The following is a 20,048-nucleotide window of genomic DNA, read 5'->3' as shown; positions in this document are numbered from 1 at the left end:
AAATGAACGGTCCACTCCTCAAAGACAGGGTCCTCCTTGTCAGCGGCGGCACCCAGGGCCTGGGTGCCGGGATTGCCCGCCGGGCGGCAGCCGAAGGCGCGGCCGGCGTCGCCGTGACCGGGCGCAACGCCGACTCGGGCGAAAAGCTGGCCGCCGAGCTGACGGAGTCCGGCGTCGATGCCCGCTTCATCAAAACCGACCTGGCCGACGTAGAACAGGCGAGGGCCTCGGTACTGGCAACCATCGCCGCGTTCGGGAGGATCGACTGCGCCGTAAATGCTGCCGGCCTGACCACCCGCGGAACCATGCTGGACACCACCCCGGAACTCTTCGACGCGCACATCGCCGTCAACCTGAAGTCACCGTTCTTCATCATGGCCGAAACGATCAGGCACCTCCGTGAACGCGGTGCTCCAGGCAGCATCGTGAACGTCATCTCCATCGCCGAACTCGGCGGCCAACCCTATCTGGCGCCCTACGTCGCGGCGAAGGCCGGGCTGGCCGGGGTAACCCGGAACGCCGCACACGCCCACCGCTGGGACAAGATCCGCATCAACGGCCTGGACATCGGCTGGACCGCCACCGACGGCGAAGCCGAGACCCAAAAGAAATTTCACGGCGCAGAAGACGACTGGCTTGAAAAAGCCAACGCCTCGGTGCCGATGGGCAAGCTCGGACAAGTGGACGAGATCGCCGAATTTGTAGTCTTTCTCCTCTCCGACAGGAGCGGAGTCGTCACCGGCTCGGTCATTGACTGGGATCAAAACGTATACGGAGGATCAGATTGAGCACCATCACCAGCCGCCTTGCCGCCGCCCCCATTTCCTGGGGCGTGTGCGAAGTCCCCGGATGGGGCTACCAACTGGAGGCAGACCGCGTACTGTCCGAGATGACTGCCCTGGGCATTACCGCGACGGAATTCGGCCCTGCAGGCTTCCTGCCCGAACAGGCAACCGAACGCGCGGAAGTACTCAAGCGACACAACCTGCAGGCCATCGGAGGATTCTTCCCCGTCATCCTGCACGACGCCGCCAAGAACCCGCTGCAGGCGGTCTCAGCGGAACTGGACGCCTACCAGGCGGCGGGCGCGAGCATCATGGTCCTGGCCGCCGAAACCGGTGTCGCCGGCTATGACCAGCGCCACGAGCTCGATGCCGAGGGCTGGAACCGGTTCGGCCGGAACCTCGACGCCATCGTCAAGGCGGCGGCTGACAGGGGCATCCAGGCCGTCGTGCACCCCCACGTAGGCACCATGATCGAAACGACGTCAGACGTCAACCGCGTCCTGAACGACACCGCCGCGAACCTGTGCCTGGACACCGGGCATCTCCTGATCGGCGGCACGGATCCCGGACAGCTCGTCCGGGACTATGCCTCGCGCATCGGTCACACCCATCTGAAAGATGTGCGCAAGGCCATCGCCGAGCGGGTCCAGAACAATGAAATCTCCTACACCGACGGGGTCAAGACCGGAATGTACGTCCCGTTGGGACAAGGCGACGTCGGGATCGCCGGCATCGTCCGGGACCTCCTCGCGGCCGGGTATGGCGGGTGGTTCACGATGGAACAGGACACCATCCTGGAATCCGAACCTGCCGACGACGGGCCGGTCCGGGATGTCCGGCAGTCCGTGGCATTCCTCCGGGAGCTGGAAGCCGGGCTGGCCACATGAGCGCAGTGCGCTGGGGCGTTCTCACCACGGCCCGCATCGCCCAGGACCGTTTCCTGCCGGCAATGACGAAGACCCGTAATGCTGTCGCTTCGGCGATCAGCAGTCCGAACGGACGCGCGGCGGAGGTCGCCTCACGATTTGGCATCCCGACCGTGTACGAGTCGCACGAGGAACTCCTCGCCGACCCGAACATCGAGGCCGTGTATCTACCCTTCCCCAATGGTCTGCACGCTGAATGGATCATCGCAGCGGCCGAGGCGGGAAAGGACATACTCTGCGAGAAGCCGCTGGTCGGAAGCCTTGAAGATTACGCCCGCGTCGTGGACGCCTGTGATCGGAACGGCGTGACCCTGATGGAAGCCTTCATGTACCGCTTCCATCCGCAGCACCAGAAAGTCCGTGAGTTCATCGACGCCGGCCGGATCGGCCAGATCGTCTCCATGCATGCGCGTTTCCACTTTGTCATGGACCGCAGCCCGGGAGAGGTCCGTCTGCAGACGGGCCTTGAGGGCGGTGCCGTCAACGACGTCGGATGCTATGCCGTGGACATCATGAATATGGTCATGGGCCGGCCCCCAGTCAGCGTCTACGCCAAAGGAACCAGCCCCACGGACCCTGTTGAGACCACAGTCGCAGCGATCCTGGACTACGACGGCGTCCTTGGCACCTTGGACTGCGGCTTCGAAGGACCCCGAACGAACACGTTCCAGATCATCGGCACCAAGGGACACATCACGCTCGACAAGGCGTTCGACCCAAACCCCGGAGAGCCGGCACGGGTGACCGTTTCGCTCAGGGACGGCAGCACCGAGGCCTTCGATGTCACCGAAGACCCATTCAAGGTCGAAATCGAAAGGTTCAGCGTCTGGACGCGTAGCTCGGTGCACGAGGTGGTCCACCGGGAACTCACCGAGCAGAACCTGGCCGTCCGGCTCGCCATCCATGAATCCCTCGCCGCAGGACTGCCACGGAACGTCGAACAGGTGCACCCCATGGAACACCACTTACTACAGGAGCAGTAATGACCGTCACTAGCATTAGCCACTTCATCAGCGGCACCGAGGCAGCAGGCACCGGGACCGACACCAAGGCCGTCTACAACCCCGCCACCGGTGCCGTCACCGCGGAGCTGCGGCTGGCCAACCGGGCCGACCTGGACGCCACCGTCGCCGCCGCCCGTGCCGCGGCCGATTCCTGGGGCGACATTTCCCTGGCCAAGCGCACGGCCGTGCTGTTCAAGTTCCGCGAGCTCGTCGCCTCGCACGTGGAGGAACTTGCTCAGCTGATCACGGCCGAGCACGGCAAGGTCCTCTCCGACGCCAAGGGCGAGATCGGCCGCGGCCTCGAGGTGATCGAGTTCGCCTGCGGCATCCCGCAACTGCTCAAGGGCGACTACTCCGACCAGGTCTCCACCGGCATCGACGTGTTCTCCTTCCGCGAGCCCGTCGGCGTCGTCGCCGGCATCACCCCGTTCAACTTCCCGGTCATGGTGCCGCTGTGGATGGCGCCGATGGCGATCGCCACCGGCAACGCCTTCATCCTCAAGCCCTCCCACCGCGTGCCGTCCGCCTCGATGCTGCTGGCCAAGCTGTGGAAGCAGGCCGGCCTGCCCGACGGCGTCTTCCAGGTCCTGCACGGCGACCGTGAGGTTGTCTCGGGCCTGCTGACCCACCCGGATGTGGATGCGATCTCCTTCGTGGGCTCCACGCCGGTGGCCAAGCACATCCTTGAAGTGGCCACCGCGCACGGCAAGCGGGTCCAGGCCCTGGGCGGCGCGAAGAACCATGCCATCGTGATGCCCGACGCCGACCTCGACAACGCCGCCGACCACCTGGCCGCCGCAGCCTTCGGCTCCGCCGGCCAGCGGTGCATGGCGATCTCCGTCGCCGTCGCCGTCGGTGACGCCGCCGACCTGCTGGTCAAGAAAGTCCAGGAACGCGCCCTGGACGTCAAGGTCAAGAACGGCACGGAACCCGACGCCGACATGGGCCCGGTCATCAGCAGCGACTCCCGGGGATTCATCGTCAAGACCATTACCGAAGCCGAAGCCGCCGGCGCCGCGATGGTGGTGGACGGCCGCGACCTCGTGGTTCCCGGCCATGAGGACGGCTTCTGGGTCGGCCCCACGGTGATCGACCACGTGAAGACCGAAATGTCCGCGTACACCGAGGAAATCTTCGGGCCTGTCCTGGTTGTGGTCCGGGTCGAGGACCTGGAGGAGGGCATCAAACTCATCAACGCCAACCCGTACGGCAACGGCACCGCCATCTTTACCTCTTCCGGCGCCAACGCCCGGAAGTTCCAGCGTTCCGTCGACGTCGGCATGATCGGCATCAACGTGCCGCTGCCCGTCCCGGTGGCCTACTACTCCTTCGGCGGCTGGAAGGCCTCGCTGTTCGGCGACAAGCACATCTACGGCCCCGAAGGCGTCTCGTTCTACACCCGCGGCAAGGTGGTCACCTCCCGGTGGCCCGAAGCCAACCACGCCTCGGGGGCCTCGTACAACTTCCCCTCCAACTAGGGATGCCGCCCCCGTTGGCCGGTGCGACAAGGCCGCCAGCGGGAGACACTCACAGGACCGGCTGTGCTGACGTGGTCAGCGCAGCCGGTCCCTGCGTTACGGGATTCTGGTGACGAGGCACTCTGAGCAATCCCTCATCGTCGCCTCATTTACGCTGTGGACGCCTGGTTGACCCGCGAACATCAGCAAGACTGACGCGTCTCTGTCCGAGGTCAGGCCAGGCGAGCCACGCTGCGCCGGGTCGGCCGGCGCGTTGCTCCGTCGGAAAAGAGCTGCGGAGTTGCCTGTTGGATGCGTTGAACATCCTCAAAAACGCCTCGCAGGTGCAGGCGCAGTGAGCTGTCGGCGTCCGCCAGGTTGTTGGTTTCCAGGGCGTCCACTACGGCGGCGTGTTGCTGGATCAGCGTCGCAATGGGCCTCGTCTCCAGCAGGCTCAGGCGTCGTGCGCGATCGAGGTGCGCTTTGGCGGAGTTGACGGCGGCCCAAGCGGATTCGTGGCCTGCAAGCCGGAGGAGCTCTCGATGGAACTCCTCGTCTAGGCGGAAGAACTCCTCCACGTCACCGGCGGCTTCAGCCTCTGTTTGGCCTTGAAGGACCGCACGAAGTCCCGCGATTCCCGCGTCATCGACCGAGAGGTCGCGCAGAGAGGCGCACTCGATGGCCTCGCGGACAAACTGCGCTTCTGAGACCCGCCCCAGGTCCACGAGCGAGACGAAGGAACCGATCTGCGGGTAGACCTGGACCAGCCCCTCTTCCCTGAGCAGGATCAAGCTTTCCCGCACCGGCGTGCGGCTGACCCCCAGTTCCTGCGCGAGCTCGTTCTCCGAGAGCGGTTCCCCCGGAGGCAGCTGCAGGGAGATGATGCGCCGCCGCAGCGTCTCCAGGGTCTGGTCACGCACGGACAGCCGCGGCGACTGTCCCTTGCTGTGTTTGTCGGATGCCATGCCCTCAGTCTATTCCCTTGACACACTAGAATGGTAGTGCTTGTATGGTAGTAGTTAGCGAGGTGCCGCCGGTCACATTGAGAGAACGCCGGCCTTCTTCCGTTCGACTCTCCCCTTCGTTTTTCATCGCCTGCAAAGGAGCATCAGATGACTGAGAGCATTGCGCCGCCCACCACCTTGCCGGAGACCAAACCCACCAAGGAGCTGGCTAAAGTTGCTGTTTCCGGGTGGCTGGGAACTGCCATGGAATTCATGGACTTCCAGCTGTACTCCCTGGCAGCAGCCATCGTCTTCAACAAGATCTTTTTCCCCGATGTCAGCCCGGTCGTGGGCCTCATTGCCGCCATGGCCACCTATGGTGTGGGATACGTTGCCCGTCTTGCCGGCGCCGTCTACTTCGGCCGCATGGGCGACAGGATCGGCCGCAAGAAGGTCCTCTTCATCACCATCGCCCTCATGGGTGCCTCGACAACCCTGATCGGATTCCTGCCCACGTACGCGATGATCGGCATTTGGGCTCCCATTCTGCTGGTTGTGCTGCGGCTGGCGCAGGGCTTCGGTGCCGGCGCCGAAATCGCCGGGGCCACCGTGATGCTGGCCGAGTTCGCTCCGGCCCGCCGGCGAGGCCTCATCTCCTCCCTCGTATGCCTCGGCACGAACTCCGGCACGCTCGCCGCTTCCGCGCTCTGGGCGGTCCTGGTGAGCACACTTTCCGAGGAGCAGCTGCTGAGCTGGGGCTGGCGCATTCCGTTCCTGTTCAGCTTCGTGCTGATGCTCTTCGCCGTTTGGATCCGCCGCTCCCTCAAGGAAAGCCCGGTCTTCGAACAGCGGGCGGACGTTGTGGACGGCGTGGCACTGTCCAAGCGTGAAATCGCGGCGGCAGATGAGCTCGCAAACACCAGCGCCATCGAAGCTGCCCTGCACCAGCGCAAGGGCAAGGCCTTCCTGATCGCCCTGGGACTGCGGTTCGGCCAAGCAGGCAACTCAGGGCTGATTCAAACCTTCCTGATCGGCTACCTCGCCACGGTCCTGCTGGTGGACAAGAGCGTGGGCACCACCGCCATCGTGTACGGCTCCCTGCTCGGATTCCTCACCATCCCCGTCATGGGCCTGCTGGGGGACCGGTTTGGCCGCAAGCCCCTGTACCTGGTGCTGAGCTCCCTCACGGCACTGTTCGCCATCCCGATGATGCTTATGGTCACCAGCGGCAATACCGCGCTCATCACCATCGCCTTGGTCATCGGGCTGAACCTCGGCGTCCTGAGCCTCTTCGCCATGGAGAGCGTCACAATGGCCGAGTTCTTCGGAGCACGCACCCGCTTCACCCAGCTCGCGCTGGCCAAGGAAATCGGCGGCATCCTTGCCACCGCCATCGGCCCGCTGCTGGCCGCCACCCTCACCGCCATCACCGGACAGTGGTGGCCGCTCGCCGCGATGCTCATTGGCTACTCCCTGATCACCCTGATCTCCGCGGCCGTGGGCCCCGAAGTCCGTGGCCGGGACCTGGTCCGTCTGGAAGATGCCGTATGAAAGCCGTCGTCGTCCACGGGGCAAACGACCTCCGCATCGATGACCGTCCCGAACCCGTCGCCGGACCCGGCGAGGTGGTGATCGACGTCGAATGGGGCGGGATCTGCGGCTCGGACCTCTCCTACTGGCGCCACGGCGCCTCCGGGACCGCGGTCCTGAAGTCGCCGCTCATCCTCGGCCATGAAGTGGCCGGCCGGATCGCCCAGCTGGGCGCCGGTGTCCACAACCTCGAGGTTGGCCAACCGGTCACCGTGCACCCCGCGGAACTTGTGGGAGACGGAACCATGCCGGACCGCCTGGCGGGCCGCACCAACCTCTACCCGCGCATCAGGTACTTCGGCTCGGCGGCCTTTGACCCGCACACCGACGGCGGATTCAGCGAGCGGAAGCTCGCCAAGGCCTCGCAGATCCGCCCACTGCCCGACGGCGTGGACACCCTGCACGGCGCCCTCGCCGAACCGCTCGCCGTCGCCATGCATGCCGTCAGCCGGGCAGGAACCCTCACCGGCAGAGACGTCCTGGTCAACGGCGCCGGGCCGATCGGCTCGCTGGTGGTCGCGGCAGCCAAGTACGCCGGCGCGAGAACTGTGATTGCCGTGGACATCAACGACGCATCGCTGCGGATCGCCAAGGCCATGGGAGCAGACGAAGTCCTGAACGTCTCCGGCGGCGTCAGCCTTCCCGAAGACATGGAACTGGTCTTCGAAGCCACCGGAATCCCGGCAGTGCTCGGAGGCGTGCTCCGGGCCACCGCTCGCGGTGGAACCCTGGTCCAGGTCGGCAACCTTCCCGGCGCCCCGGCGCCGGCCGCCCTCGGTGACCTGGTGACCCGCGAGATCACCTGGATCGGTTCCTACCGGTTCGTGGACGAGATCGGCGACGCCCTCCGCGCCATGGCCGACGGCCTGGACGTCTCCCCGGTCATCACCCACAAGTTCGGCATCGACCAGGCGGACGAAGCCATGCGCGTCTCGGCGGACCCCGGCTCCGGCAGCAGCAAGGTCATGCTCCGCCTCGGCTGAGGCACGCCAATCCACCACGCCCCGCACCATTTCAAGGCATTCGACATCCGAAGGACCAGCCAGTGAAGATCACCGACGCACGAGTAGTGGTTTCGTCGCCAGGACGGAATTACGTCACGCTCGTTATTGAAACCGAAGACGGCGTTACCGGCGTCGGCGACGCCACACTGAACGGCCGCGAACTGGCCGTGGCGTCCTACCTGTCGGAGCACCTGTGCCCGCTGCTGATCGGCCGCGACGCCCGCCGCATCGAGGACGCCTGGCAGTACTTCTACAAGGGCGCCTACTGGCGCCGCGGGCCCGTGACCATGACCGCGATCGCCGCGATCGACGTCGCGCTCTGGGACATCAAGGGCAAGGTGGCCGGCATGCCGGTCTACGAACTCCTGGGTGGGGCAGCCCGCGAGGGCGTCATGGTCTATGGGCACGCCAGCGGCTCCACACTGGAGGACCTCAGCGCCGACTTCCAGCACCACCTGGACCTCGGTTACAAGGCCATCCGGGCGCAGGCTGCTGTGCCGGGACTGGAAAAGACCTATGGGATCGCGCCCGTGGACGGCAAGACCTACGAACCGGCCAGCGGCAACGTCCCGCAGGAGGACATGTGGGAGACCACCTCCTACCTGGACTTCGCGCCCAAGATGATGGCGCACGTGCGCGAGCAGTTCGGCTACGGAGTGCACGTCCTGCACGACGTGCACCACCGGCTGACACCGATTGAGGCCGGCCGCCTGGGCGCCTCACTGGAGCAATACCGTCCGTTCTGGATCGAGGATCCGACGCCGGCCGAGGACCAGTCTGCCTTCCGCCTAATCCGCCAGCACACCACCACGCCCATCGCCGTGGGCGAGGTGTTCAACTCGATCTGGGACTGCCAGCAGCTGATCACCGAACGCCTGATCGACTACATCCGCACATCCGTTTCGCACGCCGGCGGCATCACGCACCTGCGCCGCATCTTCTCGCTCGCGGACCTCTACGGGGTCCGGTCCGGCTCGCACGGCGCCGGGGATCTCTCCCCGGTCTCCTTCGCCGCGGCCCTGCATGTGGACATGAGCATTCCGAACTTCGGCGTCCAGGAGTACATGGGTCACCGGGATCCGGCCGGTGAGGTCTTCAAGACGTCCTACACCTTCACTGACGGCTACATGCACCCCGGCGACGCCCCCGGCATCGGCGTCGAGTTCAACGAGGAGGCGGCTGCGGCCTTCCCGTTCGACCCGAAGTACCTGCCCATCAACCGCCGGCTCGACGGGTCGGTGCACGACTGGTGAGCGCCTCAACATACGAATCGAACGCTTCCACTCAAGAGAACCGCCCCTACCGGCCCTTCGATGTAGTCGTGATGGGGGAGATCCTCGTGGAGGTGGCCACCGACGTCGCATTCGGCCACGGCGTGCCGGCACAGCTGGGCATCTCCGGCGACGCGCTGAACGTCGCAGCTGCCGCCGCCGCGGCCGGAGCCCGCACAGGGCTGCTGGCCGTGCTGACCGACGACGACCTCGGCCAGGCGATCGCCGCCAGGATCCGCGAACTCGGCATTTCGGACGAGCTGCTGAAGTTCAGGACCGGCCAGCAGGGCGTTTACCTGGTGCACTCCGACCCGGAAGGCCAGCGCGAGTTCTCCTACGCCCGCAAGGGCAGCGTGGGCTCCACGTTGTCCCCGGAGGACGTCAACCCCGCGGTCTTTTCCGCGGCCAGGGCGGTGATCACCGGCGGGATCGCCTGCGCGATCTCGGCCACGTCGCGGGCCGCCGTCCTCAAGGCATCCGCGGTGTCCCGCCGCTTCGTCTTCGACCCCAACTTCCGGCCCCGGCTCACCTCGGTGGAGGAAGCGGCCGCCCTGCTCGCCGAGCTGGCGCCGCGGACCTTCCTGGTCACGCCCTCCTTCCCGGGCGAAACATCCGCCTTGCTGGACTGCACCACGCCCAGGGAGGCGGCGGCGAAGCTCCGCAGCCTGGGCGCCGCGAACGTGGCCGTGACCTGCGGCGCGGAGGGAATCCAGCTGGACGGCAAACTGCTGGCCGGTGACCACGAATTCTTCTGGGTTGATGCGATTCCGGCGCCGTCGGTCGTGGACCAGACGGGTGCCGGCGATGCCTTCGTGGGCACGCTGACCGCCCGGATGGCGCTGGGCGACAGCCTTGCTGCGGCCGCCCGCTACGGGGCCGCGGCCGCGTCGCTGGTGGTTGGCGGCAAGGGCGGGACCGGCCTGATCCCCACCTTTGAACAGACAAGCGCTCACGCCCTGCGGGCCACCGAAGGAGAGTTGTCATCACACGCCTAAGCTCTGCGTCGCTGGCTGCCGGTGGAAGCCGGCAGGCCCTCTTGCAGCGGGACAAACTGCAGCCCGGGATCGTCCATCTGGGCCTGGGCGCCTTCGCCCGCGCCCACACGGCCGTGTTCACCGAAAACGCGATGCTGGCCTCCGGCGATTTCGGGTGGGGGATCACCGGAGTCACCCAGCGCTCCGACACGGTGGCACGCCAACTGACGCCGCAGGACGGCCTCTTCACCGTGACCGAGCGGGGGGACGGTGCCGCGCCGCTGCGCGTGGTGTCCAGCATCGTGGAGGCCATCTCCGGGCGGGATGACCCCGGAACTGTGGTGGACCGGATCGCCGACCCTGCGACGTCGGTTGTCACGCTCACCATCACGGAGAAGGGCTACCGGATCGATCCCCGTACGGGAACCCTCAACACCGGAGACGACCAGGTCCGGGCCGACCTCGCCGGACAACCTCCGCAGACGGCCATCGGGCAGATCGCCCGCGGGCTCCAGCAGCGCGCCCGCACCGACGCCGGGCCCCTCACCGTGGTCTCGTGCGACAACCTGCCCGGCAACGGGGAGCTCACCCGGGCCCTCGTGCATGCCTTCGCCGCCGCACTCCCGGCAGCCGAGGCGGAGCCGCTGCTGTCCTGGCTCGGGGCGAATGTCACATTCCCCAACACCATGGTGGACCGGATGGTGCCGGCCACCACGGCCGCTGACCTGGACGCCGTCGAACGCGAACTGGGCCTCCGGGACGAGGCCGCCGTGGTGGCCGAACCCTTCCTGCAGTGGGTGATCGAGGACAACTTCGCTTCGCGCCGCCCGCGCTGGGAGGACGCCGGCGCCCTTTTCAGCTCCGATGTTGCCGCATGGGAAGACGCCAAGCTGCGCCTGCTCAACGCCAGCCATTCCATGCTGGCTTACCTGGGGCTGGCAACAGGAAAGACCACCATCAGCGACGCCGTGGGGGAGCAGGCCTTCCGCACCGCCTGCAGCCGCATGATGGCTGAGGACGCCCTGCCCACGATCACGCTTCCAGCCGGACTGGACGGCGCAGCGTACTGCGCGCAAGTACTCACCCGTTTCGCGAATCCCGCGCTGGGCCACACCACAGCCAAGGTGGGAAGCGACGGTTCCCAAAAGATCGGACTGAGGCTGTTAACCACGGTCCGCGGCAGCCTGAACGCCGGGCGCGAGCCCCGCTGGGCCGCCCTGGCCGTAGCTGCCTGGATGCACCACGTGGCCTCCACGCCGGCCGCGGAACTCAACGACCCGCTCGCTCCGGAGCTCCACGCAGCACTGCCAGCCAGGCGCACAGCGGCGACTGTGGTCCCCGCGCTGCTTGGCTGCCGCAGCGTCTTCGACGCCGGACTCGCGACACACCAGGGGTTCGCCGACCTCCTCATCCACTGGTACCGCATTATCGACACCCACGGGCTGGACGGCCTGGGAAATGAGATCAACCATGGCTGATGCCACCAGCATCCTGCACGTTTCACCCGTCATCCCGGTTGTGACCATCGATGACCCCCGACACGCCGTTCCCATTGCCCGGGCGCTGGCAGACGGTGGTGTCCGCATCATCGAACTCACGCTGCGGACGGAGAGCGCCCTCACGTCGCTCAAACGTATTGCAGACGAGGTGCCTGACATCCTGGTGGGGGCCGGTACCGTCCTGACCACGGCGCAGGCCGACGCCGCCATCCACGCCGGAGCCCAGTTCCTGGTCAGCCCGGGCATCACCACAACCCTGCTGGACCACCTCTTGACCACCGGCGTGCCGTTCTTGCCCGGCGTTGCCACCATAGGTGAAGTGATGGGCGTCCTGGAGCGCGGCTTGACGGCCATGAAGTTCTTCCCTGCAGGACCCGCCGGTGGCCCCGGCTACCTCGCCGCCGTCGGGGCGCCCATCCCGCAGGTGCAGTTCTGCCCGACAGGCGGCATCAGCCTCGACTCAGCACCCGGATATCTCGCGTTGCCGAACGTTTCCTGCGTCGGCGGCAGCTGGCTCACTCCCAAGACAGCCGTGGAACACAACGACTGGGAGCAGATCACCAAGCTGGCACGGGAAGCATCAGGACTCAGCCTGGGCTAGGCGGACCAGCCGAGCTGGACCGGCCACGGATGCACCTGGTGAGACCCAGGCGAACGAACCCAGCAATCAACCACTTCTGAGCCTTGGCTTGACCCGTCCAACTGAAACGATCCTGCTGGCCGGTGCGACCGGCCCGCCAGCAGAAGACTCGCATATGGACCGGCTGTGCTGACGTGGTCAGCAGAGCCGGTCCGCGAAAGCAGATCGAAAGCGACTGAACTCAGTTAGCAGGCGTCGCGTGGCCTGACGCAGGGACCGGCAGAGCCCGTCGTTCATCGCCGGATGCCGAGGGTGGCGATGAGATCTTCGTGCAGCTCGAACCAGATGCGGTGGAAGGAGTCGCGGTCTGTCGCGGTGAGCCAGGCCGGCTCTGTGGGTGCGTTTGCCACTGCCTGCTCGAGGCGTTTCGCGTATCCGCTGAACCGTGGCAACACGGCGGTCAGGCGGACTTCCAGATCACTGAGGGACGCCAACGCCTCGGTGAAGGGTTGATGTGCCTGCTCGTCGATCCCGTCGTTGGGACTTCCCTCGGCGAGCCAGCGGAGCTGAAGTTTGCTGCAGGCGGCCACGACTCCTGCGTTCAGGGGTGCAAACTTCGCGTGAACGGCGGTGACCGCTGCCAGGCCGCCCGCGCTCTCCAGCTCCTCCGCCAGGAGCCGTTCGTTTTCAGTCCGGCCGGCCACGGTCAGGGACCAGCCCCGGGTTCCGCCGAATGCGGAGCGCAATGCCCACCCGTTCGCGCCGGCGTCAATAAGGAGCCGTTCGACGTCGTGCGGATCCTGGCTGAAGCGGGCGGCAACCGACTCTGTGTCAGCGAAGCCGAGCAGCCTCAGGGCGTGGAGGGTGAGCAGCATGGATGGCTGCTGCTGCGGGCCCATCATGGACCTGCCGCGGGACTTGCCGGTTTCGCGTGGACGGTGCCGTGGGTTCCGTCGACCACGAGCGTCGTTCCGTCCGTGATGCGGGTCAGTGCGCCGGTTACCCCCAGAACGGCGGGGATGCCCTGTTCGCGGGCCACGATGGCGGCGTGCGAGAGCATCCCGCCCGTTTCCGTGATGACGGCGGCGGCGATCCCGAACAGTGGCGTCCAGGCGGGGTCAGTGGTGCGGCAGACCAGGACGTCGCCGGGGGTTACCGCGGAGAATTCGTCGACGCTGTGAACGGTCCGGGCGGTCCCGCAGGCGGTGCCCGGGCTGGCGCCGATGCCGGTGAGAACCGCGCCGGCGGGATCCCTGCCTTCTGCTCCGGCACTGGCCTCAGGGGTGAGTTCCACGTCAGCCCACCGCACCCGTCTCGGGCCTGCCGGACAGCCGATCCAGTCGTTGCTGCGCGGCCTGCGCTGAGCGGAGGCCCAGGCTCTGGGCAATCTGGGGCCAGGTCAGTCCCTCGGCCCGCGCCAGGAACAGGAGGGCTGTTTCCAAGCCCTCCATCTCTGCCCGTGCGGCGGACACAAGGGTGAGGGCAGCCCTGACGTCCAGACCATCCACCGACTCTCCGCGGTCGGTCCCGTTGGCCCGCCACAGGACGTGCTGGATGAGGTCACTCGCGGCAGGGGGCTGTCGCTCACCCAGCCAGGGCCGGGGCGGGAGTTCGGAGGCGCCCCGGTCCAGCAACATCCGCGTGGCCTGGCTTTGGCGCTGAGCCTCCGCAGCGTCGCCGCCGGGACCGGTCCCGTCGGTCTCGTTCATTCCAGACCCCCTTTCCCGTTGGTTCGGCGCCCCTCGATTCCACCAGCTTCTGGCATCAACATCCTGTTGTCAACAAACTGTTGATGCTTGGTGGTTAGGAGGGGCGGGGCGCGCCGGGCGGGCCTATCTGGATCGAGGCCGGTGGGCACGGGCCCTGTAGCCGGATTCCCCAGCTCTTCAGCCGGTCAGGCGAGGACGGCGAGACCAGCCAGGGTGCCGCCCTCGCCTTCGGCCAGCAGTCCGACGGCGGTGCCGGAGTTCGCGGGAAAGACCAGATCGGTGATGGTGGCCAGGCCGTCCTGCGCGAAGACCTCCACCGAGCAGCGGTCCAGGAAGACCCGGAGCCTGAGCCGGCCGTCCTCCAAGGCCACGGCAACGCGCTCCACCGATGGGAACGACTCGTGGAACCCCACATTCCCGGATTCGGTCCGGTCCAGGCTGAGCTCGGCCGTACGGCAGTCGTAGGCCAAAACAGTGCGCGCACCGGCGAGGTCGGCGGATTCCCCGCCCGGTTCGCTGCCGGCCCGGAGCACGAGGCCTACCCTGCCGGCGGCGCCGGGCTCGAATTCCGCATCGATTCGCAGCACGTCACCGGAGGCCTCCGCCGGAAGCCAGGTCACCCCGTCCGCCAACGGCTGCCGGTCCAGGGCGAACACCTCCGTAGCGTGCGTGTGGAACGGGTCCACCGCTTCCTGCACCAGCACCGGCCGCCCGCCGCGGCACACCAGCCTGACCTCGCGGACGAGGGACATCGCGCTGCGCCAGCCGTCCGAGGGTGTTGAGGCGGCGTACTGCCAGTTGTTCATCCAGCCGATCATGAGCCGCCGTCCGTCCGGGGCGTTGCTGAAGGACACGGCCGCGTAGTAGTCCCGGCCCCAGTCGAGCCACCCGTAGTCGGCCATCCGGCTGTCGTCGGCCTGCACGCCGTCGGTGACGGTGGTTTCGGAATGGAACGTCACGCCGTCGAACGTTCCGATGAAGTACTGGCCGCCCGACCCGCCCGCGATGCCGCCGGGGCTCAGGTTGACCACCAGGACCCACCGGGTGTTGGAGGCGTCGCCGTCTACCGGCAGTTCGAACAGGTCCGGGCATTCCCACACCCCTCCCGTGGCGTTCGCCGGGCCGAAGGTGCTCAGGTACTCCCAGGTCAGCAGGTCCGCCGACTTGTAGAGGACCACCTCGTGGTGGACCGCCTCGACGGCGACCATCACCCAGTAGCTGCCGGCGGCGCCGTCGTGCCAAAAGACCTTGGGGTCGCGGAAGTCCGCGGAGGCCCGGTCCAGTACCGGGTTCCCGGCGTACTTGGTCCAGGTGGCGCCGTCGTCCGTGCTGTAGGCGAGGGACTGTGCCTGCCGTCCGGCGAGCGGCGAGGCGGGCGAGTACGCGCTGGTGTAGATGGCCACCAGCGGGGGCACGCCGCCGGCGCCGAAGCCGCTGGTGTTATGGACATCGACCACCGCGGAGCCGGAGAAGATGGCTTCCTGCTCATCGCACGCGATGGCCACGGGTTGTTCGTCCCAGTGCTGCAGGTCCGTGGAGGTGGCGTGGCCCCAGGACATGTTGCCCCACTCCTCGCCGTGCGGGTTGTGCTGGTAGAAGAGGTGGTAGGTGCCGTTGGAGTAGACCAGTCCGTTGGGGTCGTTGAGCCAGTTGCGCTGCGCCGAGTAGTGCCACTTTGGCCGGTACTGGCAGTCGAGTTCTGTGAGTGTTTTCATGAGGGTTCTTTGCAGGCTTTCGCGTGAGGAGGCTGGTCAGCCCTTGACGCCGCTGGAGGCGATGCTGTTGATGAAGGATCGCTGGAACGCGATGAACAGGACCACCACGGGAATGGTGATGAGGGACGCGTAAGCCATCACCTCGCCCCAGGAGACGTTGAGCTGGAAGAAGTACTGGATGCCGATCATTACCGGCCGGAGCTCCTCGGACTGGACCACCATGAGCGGCCAGAGGTAGGAGTTCCAGGCGGGCAGGAAGGTCAGGATGGCCACGGTGGCGGTGGCCGGTCCCGCGAGCGGCATGACCACCTTGCGGTAGATGGTGAACCAGCCGGCGCCGTCGATCCTGGCGGCCTCGTCCAGTTCCTTCGGGATGGACTCGAAGTACTGGTGGAACAGGTAGATGGAGAACGCGTTGGCGATGAACGGGATGATCTGGACCTGGTAGGTGTCCAGCCAGCCCTTCGAGATCTCGAGGCTGAAGCCGTTGAGCTCAAAGTACGGCAGCTGGTTGACCCACCACACCAGCGGCAGCGCCAGCGTCTGGAAGGGCACGATGAGGGTGGCGAGGATGGCGGTGAACACGACGCGCTTGCCGCGGACCTCCATGCGGGACAGGGCAAACGCGCAGAGGCTGTTGATGAAGATGCCGAGCACCACCGTGACTGCGGAAATGCCGATGGAGTTGATCAGGAAGCGGGCGGCCGGGACCCGGTCGAACACGGCCGCGTAGTTGTCCAGTGAAATGTTGCCGACTGGCAGGAACGCAGCCACCGAGGACATGTCGCCGAAGATCTGCTGGTCCGGCTTGAGCGAGGACACCATCATGAACACGATGGGGAAGGCGGCGACGGCGGCGAACAGGAGGCGGACCGCCGTGGTCGCGGCGCTGCCGAGACCCTTGGAAATGAGTGTCTGTTTCACGTCAGTCCTTCTCTCGGGTCAGGTAGCGCTGCACTGCGGAGATCAGCAGCACGAGCACGAAGAACACGAGCGAGATGGCCGAGGCGTAGGAGGTCTCCTGCTGCTTGAAGCCGGAGCGCACCGCCTCGTAGATGATGGTGGTGGTGGAATCGAGGGGCCCGCCCTGGGTCATGACGCTGACCTGGTCGAAGAGCCCGAGCGCCTGGATGGTGATGGTCACCAGGACCAGGGTGCGGGTGTGGGTGAGGCCGGGCCAGGTCACGTAGCGGAACTGGTGCCAGCGGCTGGCCCCGTCGAGCTGGGCGGCCTCGTACAGCTCCCCGGAGATGCTTTGCAGGCCTGCGAGCCAGATGATCATGTGGAATCCTGCGGCCTGCCAGATGGACAGGGCGATGATGGCCGGCATGGCGGTGGCGGGATCGTTGAGCCAGTCCGGGCCGTTGATCAGGCCGAAGCTGGCCGCCGAGAGCAACTCGTTGATCAGGCCGTCCTTGCGGTACATGAACAGCCACAGCAGGGACACCACCACCATGGACGTCACCACGGGGAGGAAGTAGATGGTGCGGAAGAAGTTCACGCCGCGGAACTTTTTGTTGATCAGGAGGGCCATCGCCAGGGCGAGTCCGGACTGGACGGGCACCACCACGACGGCGAAGTAGCTGACGTTAAGCAGCGAGCGCCAGAACACCGGATCCGCGAAGAGCCGCGCGAAGTTGTCCGTGCCGACAAACTCCACGGGCCGCGGGGAAACAAGCCGGGCGTTGGTGAACGCCAGCCCGAAGCCCAGGATCGCCGGGAGGAAGACGAAGGCGAGCAGGAGGACCGCGGCCGGGGCGATCATGCCCCACCCGCTGATCTGTTCGCGCAGGTGGCGCGGCCGGCGGCGGGGTTTGCTGGGCGGTGCGGCCGGGGCCGGATCCGCCAGGCGGCGGCCGGGGGAGGGGAGTTGGGTGGTTGTCATGGTTTTCTCCGTCGACAGTCAGGGCCGGAGGTACGACGACGGCGGCGGTTGCGCACCGCCGTCGTCGTACCGTTTGGCAGCCGGCTAGTTCTTGTAGCCGCCGTTGGACTTGATATTGGCGTCGATGGCCTTGACCGACTTGTCCAGCGCCGTCTTGGGGTCGGCGCCGGCGAGGATGTCCTGAACCGCCTTGCCGTATTCGGTGGCGATGAAGGGATAGGCCGGGGTTTCGGGACGCATCACCGCGTGGTTGCGGGAAAGTTCCATGAAGATCCGGTTTGTGCCGCCCTTGGCGTATTCGGGGAGGAGCGCGGCGGCCTCGTCGGTGGCCGGGATGGTGCCCGTTGCCTTCGCCACCGCGGCCAGGTTTTCCGGCTTCAGTGAGTAGGAGAGGTAGTCCATGGCTGCCGCGGAGTTGTTGCAGCCGCTGGTCACGCCCCACTGCCAGGAGGCGCCGCCGATCTTGGGGCCGGTCCCGAGGTCCACGGACGGCATGACCACGAGGTCCTTGCCTACCGCCGCGCGTGCCTTGTCCGCGGCCCAGGAGCCGGTGTAGAGGAGGCCGCTCTTGTTGTTGAGGAAGTCCTGGGTGGAGTCCTTGCCGCTCTTCTTGGCCATGAAACCCTGGTCGGCCAGGCCGCGGAACCACTGGGCCCACTCGATGGCCTTGTCGCCATTGAGGACGCCGTCTGCCGACTGGAACCCGTCGCGGTTGATCAGGTCCCCACCGAAGGACTGCAGGAACGGGGAGTAGGCGTAGGGCAGCCATTCGCCGGTTCCGGCGGTACCCATATCCAGCGGGTATTCCCACTTGCCCAGGGCCTTGAGTTTGGTCAGCGCGTCCTGGAACTCGTCCTTGGTCCACGGCTTCTCCACCGTGGCGACCCGGACACCGGCTGCCTTGAGATCGGAGGCGCGGGCGAGCATCGCCAGTGCGACGTCATAGGTGCCCACGGCGTAGGTCTCGCCCTCCCATTTGGCCACCGTGCTCGGCAGGTTCTTGGAAACGTCCGCGTCGAGTTTCAGGGGTGTCAGGTACTTCGCCCAGGCCCAGTTGGGAACATTGGGGCCATCGATGTCAACAATGCAGGGGAGCTTCCCGGCGGCCGCGGCGGAGACCACGGAGTCGTTGTAGGAGTCCTGCGGGAACGCCTGGACCTTGATCTTGGCCTTGGCGCCGGCGCTCTTGTTGTAGGAGTCGACGATGTTTTCGACCGCCTTGAGTTCTTCGGCGTTGCCCGCGTTGTGGGTCCACATGGTGATCTCGTTGGAGCCGGCGGACGGGGCCGAGGCGCTGCCCTTGCCGCAGGCGCCCAGGGATCCGACAAGTGCCGCCGCAGCTACACTGGTGGCGAGGATCCGGGTGAATCGCTTGTTCATGATGGTCAATCTTTCTGCTGAATTTGGGCGTGGGAGATTGCCCCGGGTCCTTCGGGACGCGGCCGGTGCAACGGCTGCGTCCCTTCTTATTGCGGTCCCCGGGCGGTGGAGCTGTGGAGCGGTGGAACGGTGTGGTGATGCCGGCCTGGTGCCGGCGATCAGCTAACGTGGCGGCGGGCCGAGGGACCCCCGCTCAATCAGGGGGCAGTCCAGCCGCGTCTGGACTGCGGGTTCGCCTGGATTTTCGATGTCGTCCAGGATTCGGTGGACCGCCCAGCTGCCCATTTCGTAGTGCGGAAGGGCGACGGTGGTGAGCCCCGGCCACAGGGCGTCCGCGATGATTTCGAGATTGTCGATCCCCACAATGGACACGTCCTCCGGGATGCGCAGCCCCAATGCGGTGGCCGCCTGGTAGGCGCCCATGGCAACCCTGTCACTGAAGCAGAACAGGGCTGTGGGGCGGTCGGGCTGACCGAGCAGGCCCAGCGCGGCCTCGCGGCCTCCCGCGGTTTCGGGCTGGGCGATCACGAGGTGGCGGGGGTCGTGCTGCAGGCCGTGCCGCCGGAGAGCGTTGAGGAAGCCCTCCCTGCGGCCGTGCGTGGCGGGGATGTCGTCCATGTTGTTGATCATCCCGATCCGGGTGTGGCCCGCCTGGATGATTGCTTCAACGGCCGTTTCGGCGGCGCCCACCTCGTCGGGGATAACCGAGGAAATGGATTTGTCGTCAGTGACGGAGTCCAGCAGCACGGTGGGGAGGCCCTCCAGTTCCGCGGGGACCTGCACGCTTTGGTGGTACATCCTGGCGTAGACCACCCCGTCCACCTGGTGCTGGCGCAGCATGTTGATTTCACGGTTTTCCAGCTCGCTGTCCAGGCCGGAGTTGACCACCATCACCACGTAGCCGCGGTCGTAGGCGGCGTCCTGCGCTCCGCGGATCATGGCCCCTGCAAAGGGGGTGGTGGTGATTTCGTCACTGACCAGGCCAAGGATCTGGGAGCGCTGGTTGCGCAGTCCGCTGGCCATCTTGTTCGGGGCATACCCAAGGTCCCTGGCCACGTCCCGGACGAGTTGCTGCGTGGCCGCCTTCACCCGGAAGCTCGTGGCGTCGTTGAGGGCATGCGACACCGTGGTGACGGAGACTCCCGCGGCCTTGGCCACGTCGCGTATTCCCACTCTTGTCGTCATTGACTTCCCTTTGCAAAACGTTTTGTATCTGGTGTGAGACACGTTACACAAAACGTTTTGCAGTTGTCAACGCGACGGCATGTCCAGCCCGCATCCCGGACGCGCAGGCAGATCGTCGAGGTCGTCGTCATGGACCGTGC

General features: G+C 66.5%; 19 protein-coding genes. 10 read left to right on the top strand and 9 right to left on the bottom strand.

Annotated features, from left to right (window positions below; all coding sequences use genetic code 11):
• Positions 1 to 2: 2 nt before the first annotated feature.
• Genes C566_RS0116975 through C566_RS0116960 form a run of 4 tightly spaced genes read left to right on the top strand, consistent with a single transcriptional unit; the run spans position 3 to position 4,193 of the window.
• A complete protein-coding gene (locus C566_RS0116975; protein ID WP_018775554.1) occupies positions 3 to 788 on the top strand; it encodes an SDR family oxidoreductase in 786 nt (261 codons plus the stop codon).
• Complete coding sequence (locus C566_RS0116970) at positions 785 to 1,672, top strand: sugar phosphate isomerase/epimerase family protein (protein ID WP_018775553.1); 888 nt, start codon at positions 785 to 787, stop codon at positions 1,670 to 1,672. The genes C566_RS0116975 and C566_RS0116970 overlap by 4 nt, the downstream gene beginning before the upstream one ends.
• Positions 1,669 to 2,694, top strand: a complete 1,026-nt coding sequence (locus C566_RS0116965) for a Gfo/Idh/MocA family protein (protein ID WP_018775552.1) — start codon at positions 1,669 to 1,671, stop codon at positions 2,692 to 2,694. Before C566_RS0116970 ends, C566_RS0116965 begins: the two co-directional genes overlap by 4 nt.
• Entirely contained in the window at positions 2,694 to 4,193 is a 1,500-nt protein-coding gene (locus C566_RS0116960; protein ID WP_018775551.1) for a CoA-acylating methylmalonate-semialdehyde dehydrogenase, read from the top strand. The genes C566_RS0116965 and C566_RS0116960 overlap by 1 nt, the downstream gene beginning before the upstream one ends.
• A gap of 212 nt (positions 4,194 to 4,405) precedes the next feature.
• Here C566_RS0116960 and C566_RS0116955 read toward each other — a convergent pair whose 3' ends face one another.
• The gene (locus C566_RS0116955) at positions 4,406 to 5,137 is read right to left on the bottom strand and encodes a GntR family transcriptional regulator (RefSeq protein ID WP_018775550.1); all 732 of its coding nucleotides are present in this window, start codon (positions 5,135 to 5,137) and stop codon (positions 4,406 to 4,408) included.
• Positions 5,138 to 5,284: 147 nt separating this feature from the next.
• Between C566_RS0116955 and C566_RS0116950 the strand changes: the two genes are divergently transcribed.
• The 6 genes from C566_RS0116950 to eda all read left to right on the top strand — a co-directional run bounded on the left by C566_RS0116950 (position 5,285) and on the right by eda (position 12,055).
• Positions 5,285 to 6,667 (top strand): MFS transporter, encoded by a 1,383-nt coding sequence (locus C566_RS0116950; protein WP_018775549.1) that lies wholly within the window; start codon positions 5,285 to 5,287, stop codon positions 6,665 to 6,667.
• Positions 6,664 to 7,689, top strand: coding sequence for an L-idonate 5-dehydrogenase (locus tag C566_RS0116945; RefSeq protein ID WP_018775548.1), 1,026 nt, complete (start codon positions 6,664 to 6,666; stop codon positions 7,687 to 7,689). The genes C566_RS0116950 and C566_RS0116945 overlap by 4 nt, the downstream gene beginning before the upstream one ends.
• 62 nt (positions 7,690 to 7,751) lie before the next feature.
• The gene (manD, locus tag C566_RS0116940; RefSeq protein WP_018775547.1) at positions 7,752 to 8,963 is read left to right on the top strand and encodes a D-mannonate dehydratase ManD; all 1,212 of its coding nucleotides are present in this window, start codon (positions 7,752 to 7,754) and stop codon (positions 8,961 to 8,963) included.
• A gap of 71 nt (positions 8,964 to 9,034) precedes the next feature.
• Complete coding sequence (locus C566_RS0116935; protein WP_018775546.1) at positions 9,035 to 9,976, top strand: PfkB family carbohydrate kinase; 942 nt, start codon at positions 9,035 to 9,037, stop codon at positions 9,974 to 9,976.
• A gap of 41 nt (positions 9,977 to 10,017) precedes the next feature.
• Positions 10,018 to 11,433 (top strand): mannitol dehydrogenase family protein, encoded by a 1,416-nt coding sequence (locus tag C566_RS0116930; RefSeq protein WP_018775545.1) that lies wholly within the window; start codon positions 10,018 to 10,020, stop codon positions 11,431 to 11,433.
• On the top strand, positions 11,426 to 12,055 hold the full coding sequence (gene eda / locus C566_RS0116925; protein WP_018775544.1) for a bifunctional 4-hydroxy-2-oxoglutarate aldolase/2-dehydro-3-deoxy-phosphogluconate aldolase: 630 nt from the start codon (positions 11,426 to 11,428) through the stop codon (positions 12,053 to 12,055). Before C566_RS0116930 ends, eda begins: the two co-directional genes overlap by 8 nt.
• 272 nt (positions 12,056 to 12,327) lie before the next feature.
• Here the strand turns inward: eda and C566_RS0116920 are convergent, their stop codons facing one another.
• The 8 genes from C566_RS0116920 to C566_RS0116885 all read right to left on the bottom strand — a co-directional run bounded on the left by C566_RS0116920 (position 12,328) and on the right by C566_RS0116885 (position 19,908).
• Positions 12,328 to 12,909: a hypothetical protein gene (locus C566_RS0116920; protein WP_051082350.1), complete on the bottom strand. Its 582-nt coding sequence runs from the start codon at positions 12,907 to 12,909 to the stop codon at positions 12,328 to 12,330.
• A 23-nt stretch (positions 12,910 to 12,932) separates the two neighbouring features.
• Positions 12,933 to 13,328: a PEP-utilizing enzyme gene (locus tag C566_RS0116915; protein WP_231386411.1), complete on the bottom strand. Its 396-nt coding sequence runs from the start codon at positions 13,326 to 13,328 to the stop codon at positions 12,933 to 12,935.
• Between the two features lies 1 nt (position 13,329).
• A complete protein-coding gene (locus tag C566_RS0116910) occupies positions 13,330 to 13,743 on the bottom strand; it encodes a hypothetical protein (protein WP_018775541.1) in 414 nt (137 codons plus the stop codon).
• A 185-nt stretch (positions 13,744 to 13,928) separates the two neighbouring features.
• Positions 13,929 to 15,458 carry a glycoside hydrolase family 32 protein gene (locus C566_RS0116905; protein WP_018775540.1) on the bottom strand — a complete coding sequence of 510 codons (1,530 nt, stop codon included), beginning with the start codon at positions 15,456 to 15,458 and terminating at the stop codon, positions 13,929 to 13,931.
• Positions 15,459 to 15,494: 36 nt separating this feature from the next.
• Positions 15,495 to 16,382 carry an ABC transporter permease subunit gene (locus C566_RS0116900; protein WP_018775539.1) on the bottom strand — a complete coding sequence of 296 codons (888 nt, stop codon included), beginning with the start codon at positions 16,380 to 16,382 and terminating at the stop codon, positions 15,495 to 15,497.
• Position 16,383: 1 nt separating this feature from the next.
• Entirely contained in the window at positions 16,384 to 17,343 is a 960-nt protein-coding gene (locus C566_RS0116895; RefSeq protein WP_018775538.1) for a carbohydrate ABC transporter permease, read from the bottom strand.
• Between the two features lie 84 nt (positions 17,344 to 17,427).
• Positions 17,428 to 18,723, bottom strand: coding sequence for a sugar ABC transporter substrate-binding protein (locus C566_RS0116890; RefSeq protein ID WP_026266790.1), 1,296 nt, complete (start codon positions 18,721 to 18,723; stop codon positions 17,428 to 17,430).
• A gap of 162 nt (positions 18,724 to 18,885) precedes the next feature.
• The gene (locus tag C566_RS0116885; protein ID WP_026266789.1) at positions 18,886 to 19,908 is read right to left on the bottom strand and encodes a LacI family DNA-binding transcriptional regulator; all 1,023 of its coding nucleotides are present in this window, start codon (positions 19,906 to 19,908) and stop codon (positions 18,886 to 18,888) included.
• Positions 19,909 to 20,048: the final 140 nt, after the last annotated feature.

Source organism: Arthrobacter sp. 131MFCol6.1 (assembly GCF_000374925.1).
In the GTDB taxonomy this organism is placed as follows: Bacteria; Actinomycetota; Actinomycetes; order Actinomycetales; family Micrococcaceae; genus Arthrobacter.
Note: the sequence above shows the minus strand (reverse complement) of the source record. Positions and strands in the feature narration are given on the sequence as shown.

What these genes read in the sequence shown, in the direction of transcription:
- C566_RS0116975 (WP_018775554.1), top strand. Translation starts at nt 3, where the DNA reads ATGAACGGTCCACTCCTCAAAGACAGGGTCCTCCTTGTCAGCGGCGGC.
- C566_RS0116965 (WP_018775552.1), top strand. Translation starts at nt 1,669, where the DNA reads ATGAGCGCAGTGCGCTGGGGCGTTCTCACCACGGCCCGCATCGCCCAG.
- C566_RS0116960 (WP_018775551.1), top strand. Translation starts at nt 2,694, where the DNA reads ATGACCGTCACTAGCATTAGCCACTTCATCAGCGGCACCGAGGCAGCA.
- C566_RS0116955 (WP_018775550.1), bottom strand. Translation starts at nt 5,137, where the DNA reads ATGGCATCCGACAAACACAGCAAGGGACAGTCGCCGCGGCTGTCCGTG.
- C566_RS0116950 (WP_018775549.1), top strand. Translation starts at nt 5,285, where the DNA reads ATGACTGAGAGCATTGCGCCGCCCACCACCTTGCCGGAGACCAAACCC.
- C566_RS0116945 (WP_018775548.1), top strand. Translation starts at nt 6,664, where the DNA reads ATGAAAGCCGTCGTCGTCCACGGGGCAAACGACCTCCGCATCGATGAC.
- C566_RS0116935 (WP_018775546.1), top strand. Translation starts at nt 9,035, where the DNA reads ATGGGGGAGATCCTCGTGGAGGTGGCCACCGACGTCGCATTCGGCCAC.
- eda (WP_018775544.1), top strand. Translation starts at nt 11,426, where the DNA reads ATGGCTGATGCCACCAGCATCCTGCACGTTTCACCCGTCATCCCGGTT.
- C566_RS0116920 (WP_051082350.1), bottom strand. Translation starts at nt 12,909, where the DNA reads ATGCTGCTCACCCTCCACGCCCTGAGGCTGCTCGGCTTCGCTGACACA.
- C566_RS0116910 (WP_018775541.1), bottom strand. Translation starts at nt 13,743, where the DNA reads ATGAACGAGACCGACGGGACCGGTCCCGGCGGCGACGCTGCGGAGGCT.
- C566_RS0116905 (WP_018775540.1), bottom strand. Translation starts at nt 15,458, where the DNA reads ATGAAAACACTCACAGAACTCGACTGCCAGTACCGGCCAAAGTGGCAC.
- C566_RS0116895 (WP_018775538.1), bottom strand. Translation starts at nt 17,343, where the DNA reads ATGACAACCACCCAACTCCCCTCCCCCGGCCGCCGCCTGGCGGATCCG.
- C566_RS0116890 (WP_026266790.1), bottom strand. Translation starts at nt 18,723, where the DNA reads ATGAACAAGCGATTCACCCGGATCCTCGCCACCAGTGTAGCTGCGGCG.
- C566_RS0116885 (WP_026266789.1), bottom strand. Translation starts at nt 19,908, where the DNA reads ATGACGACAAGAGTGGGAATACGCGACGTGGCCAAGGCCGCGGGAGTC.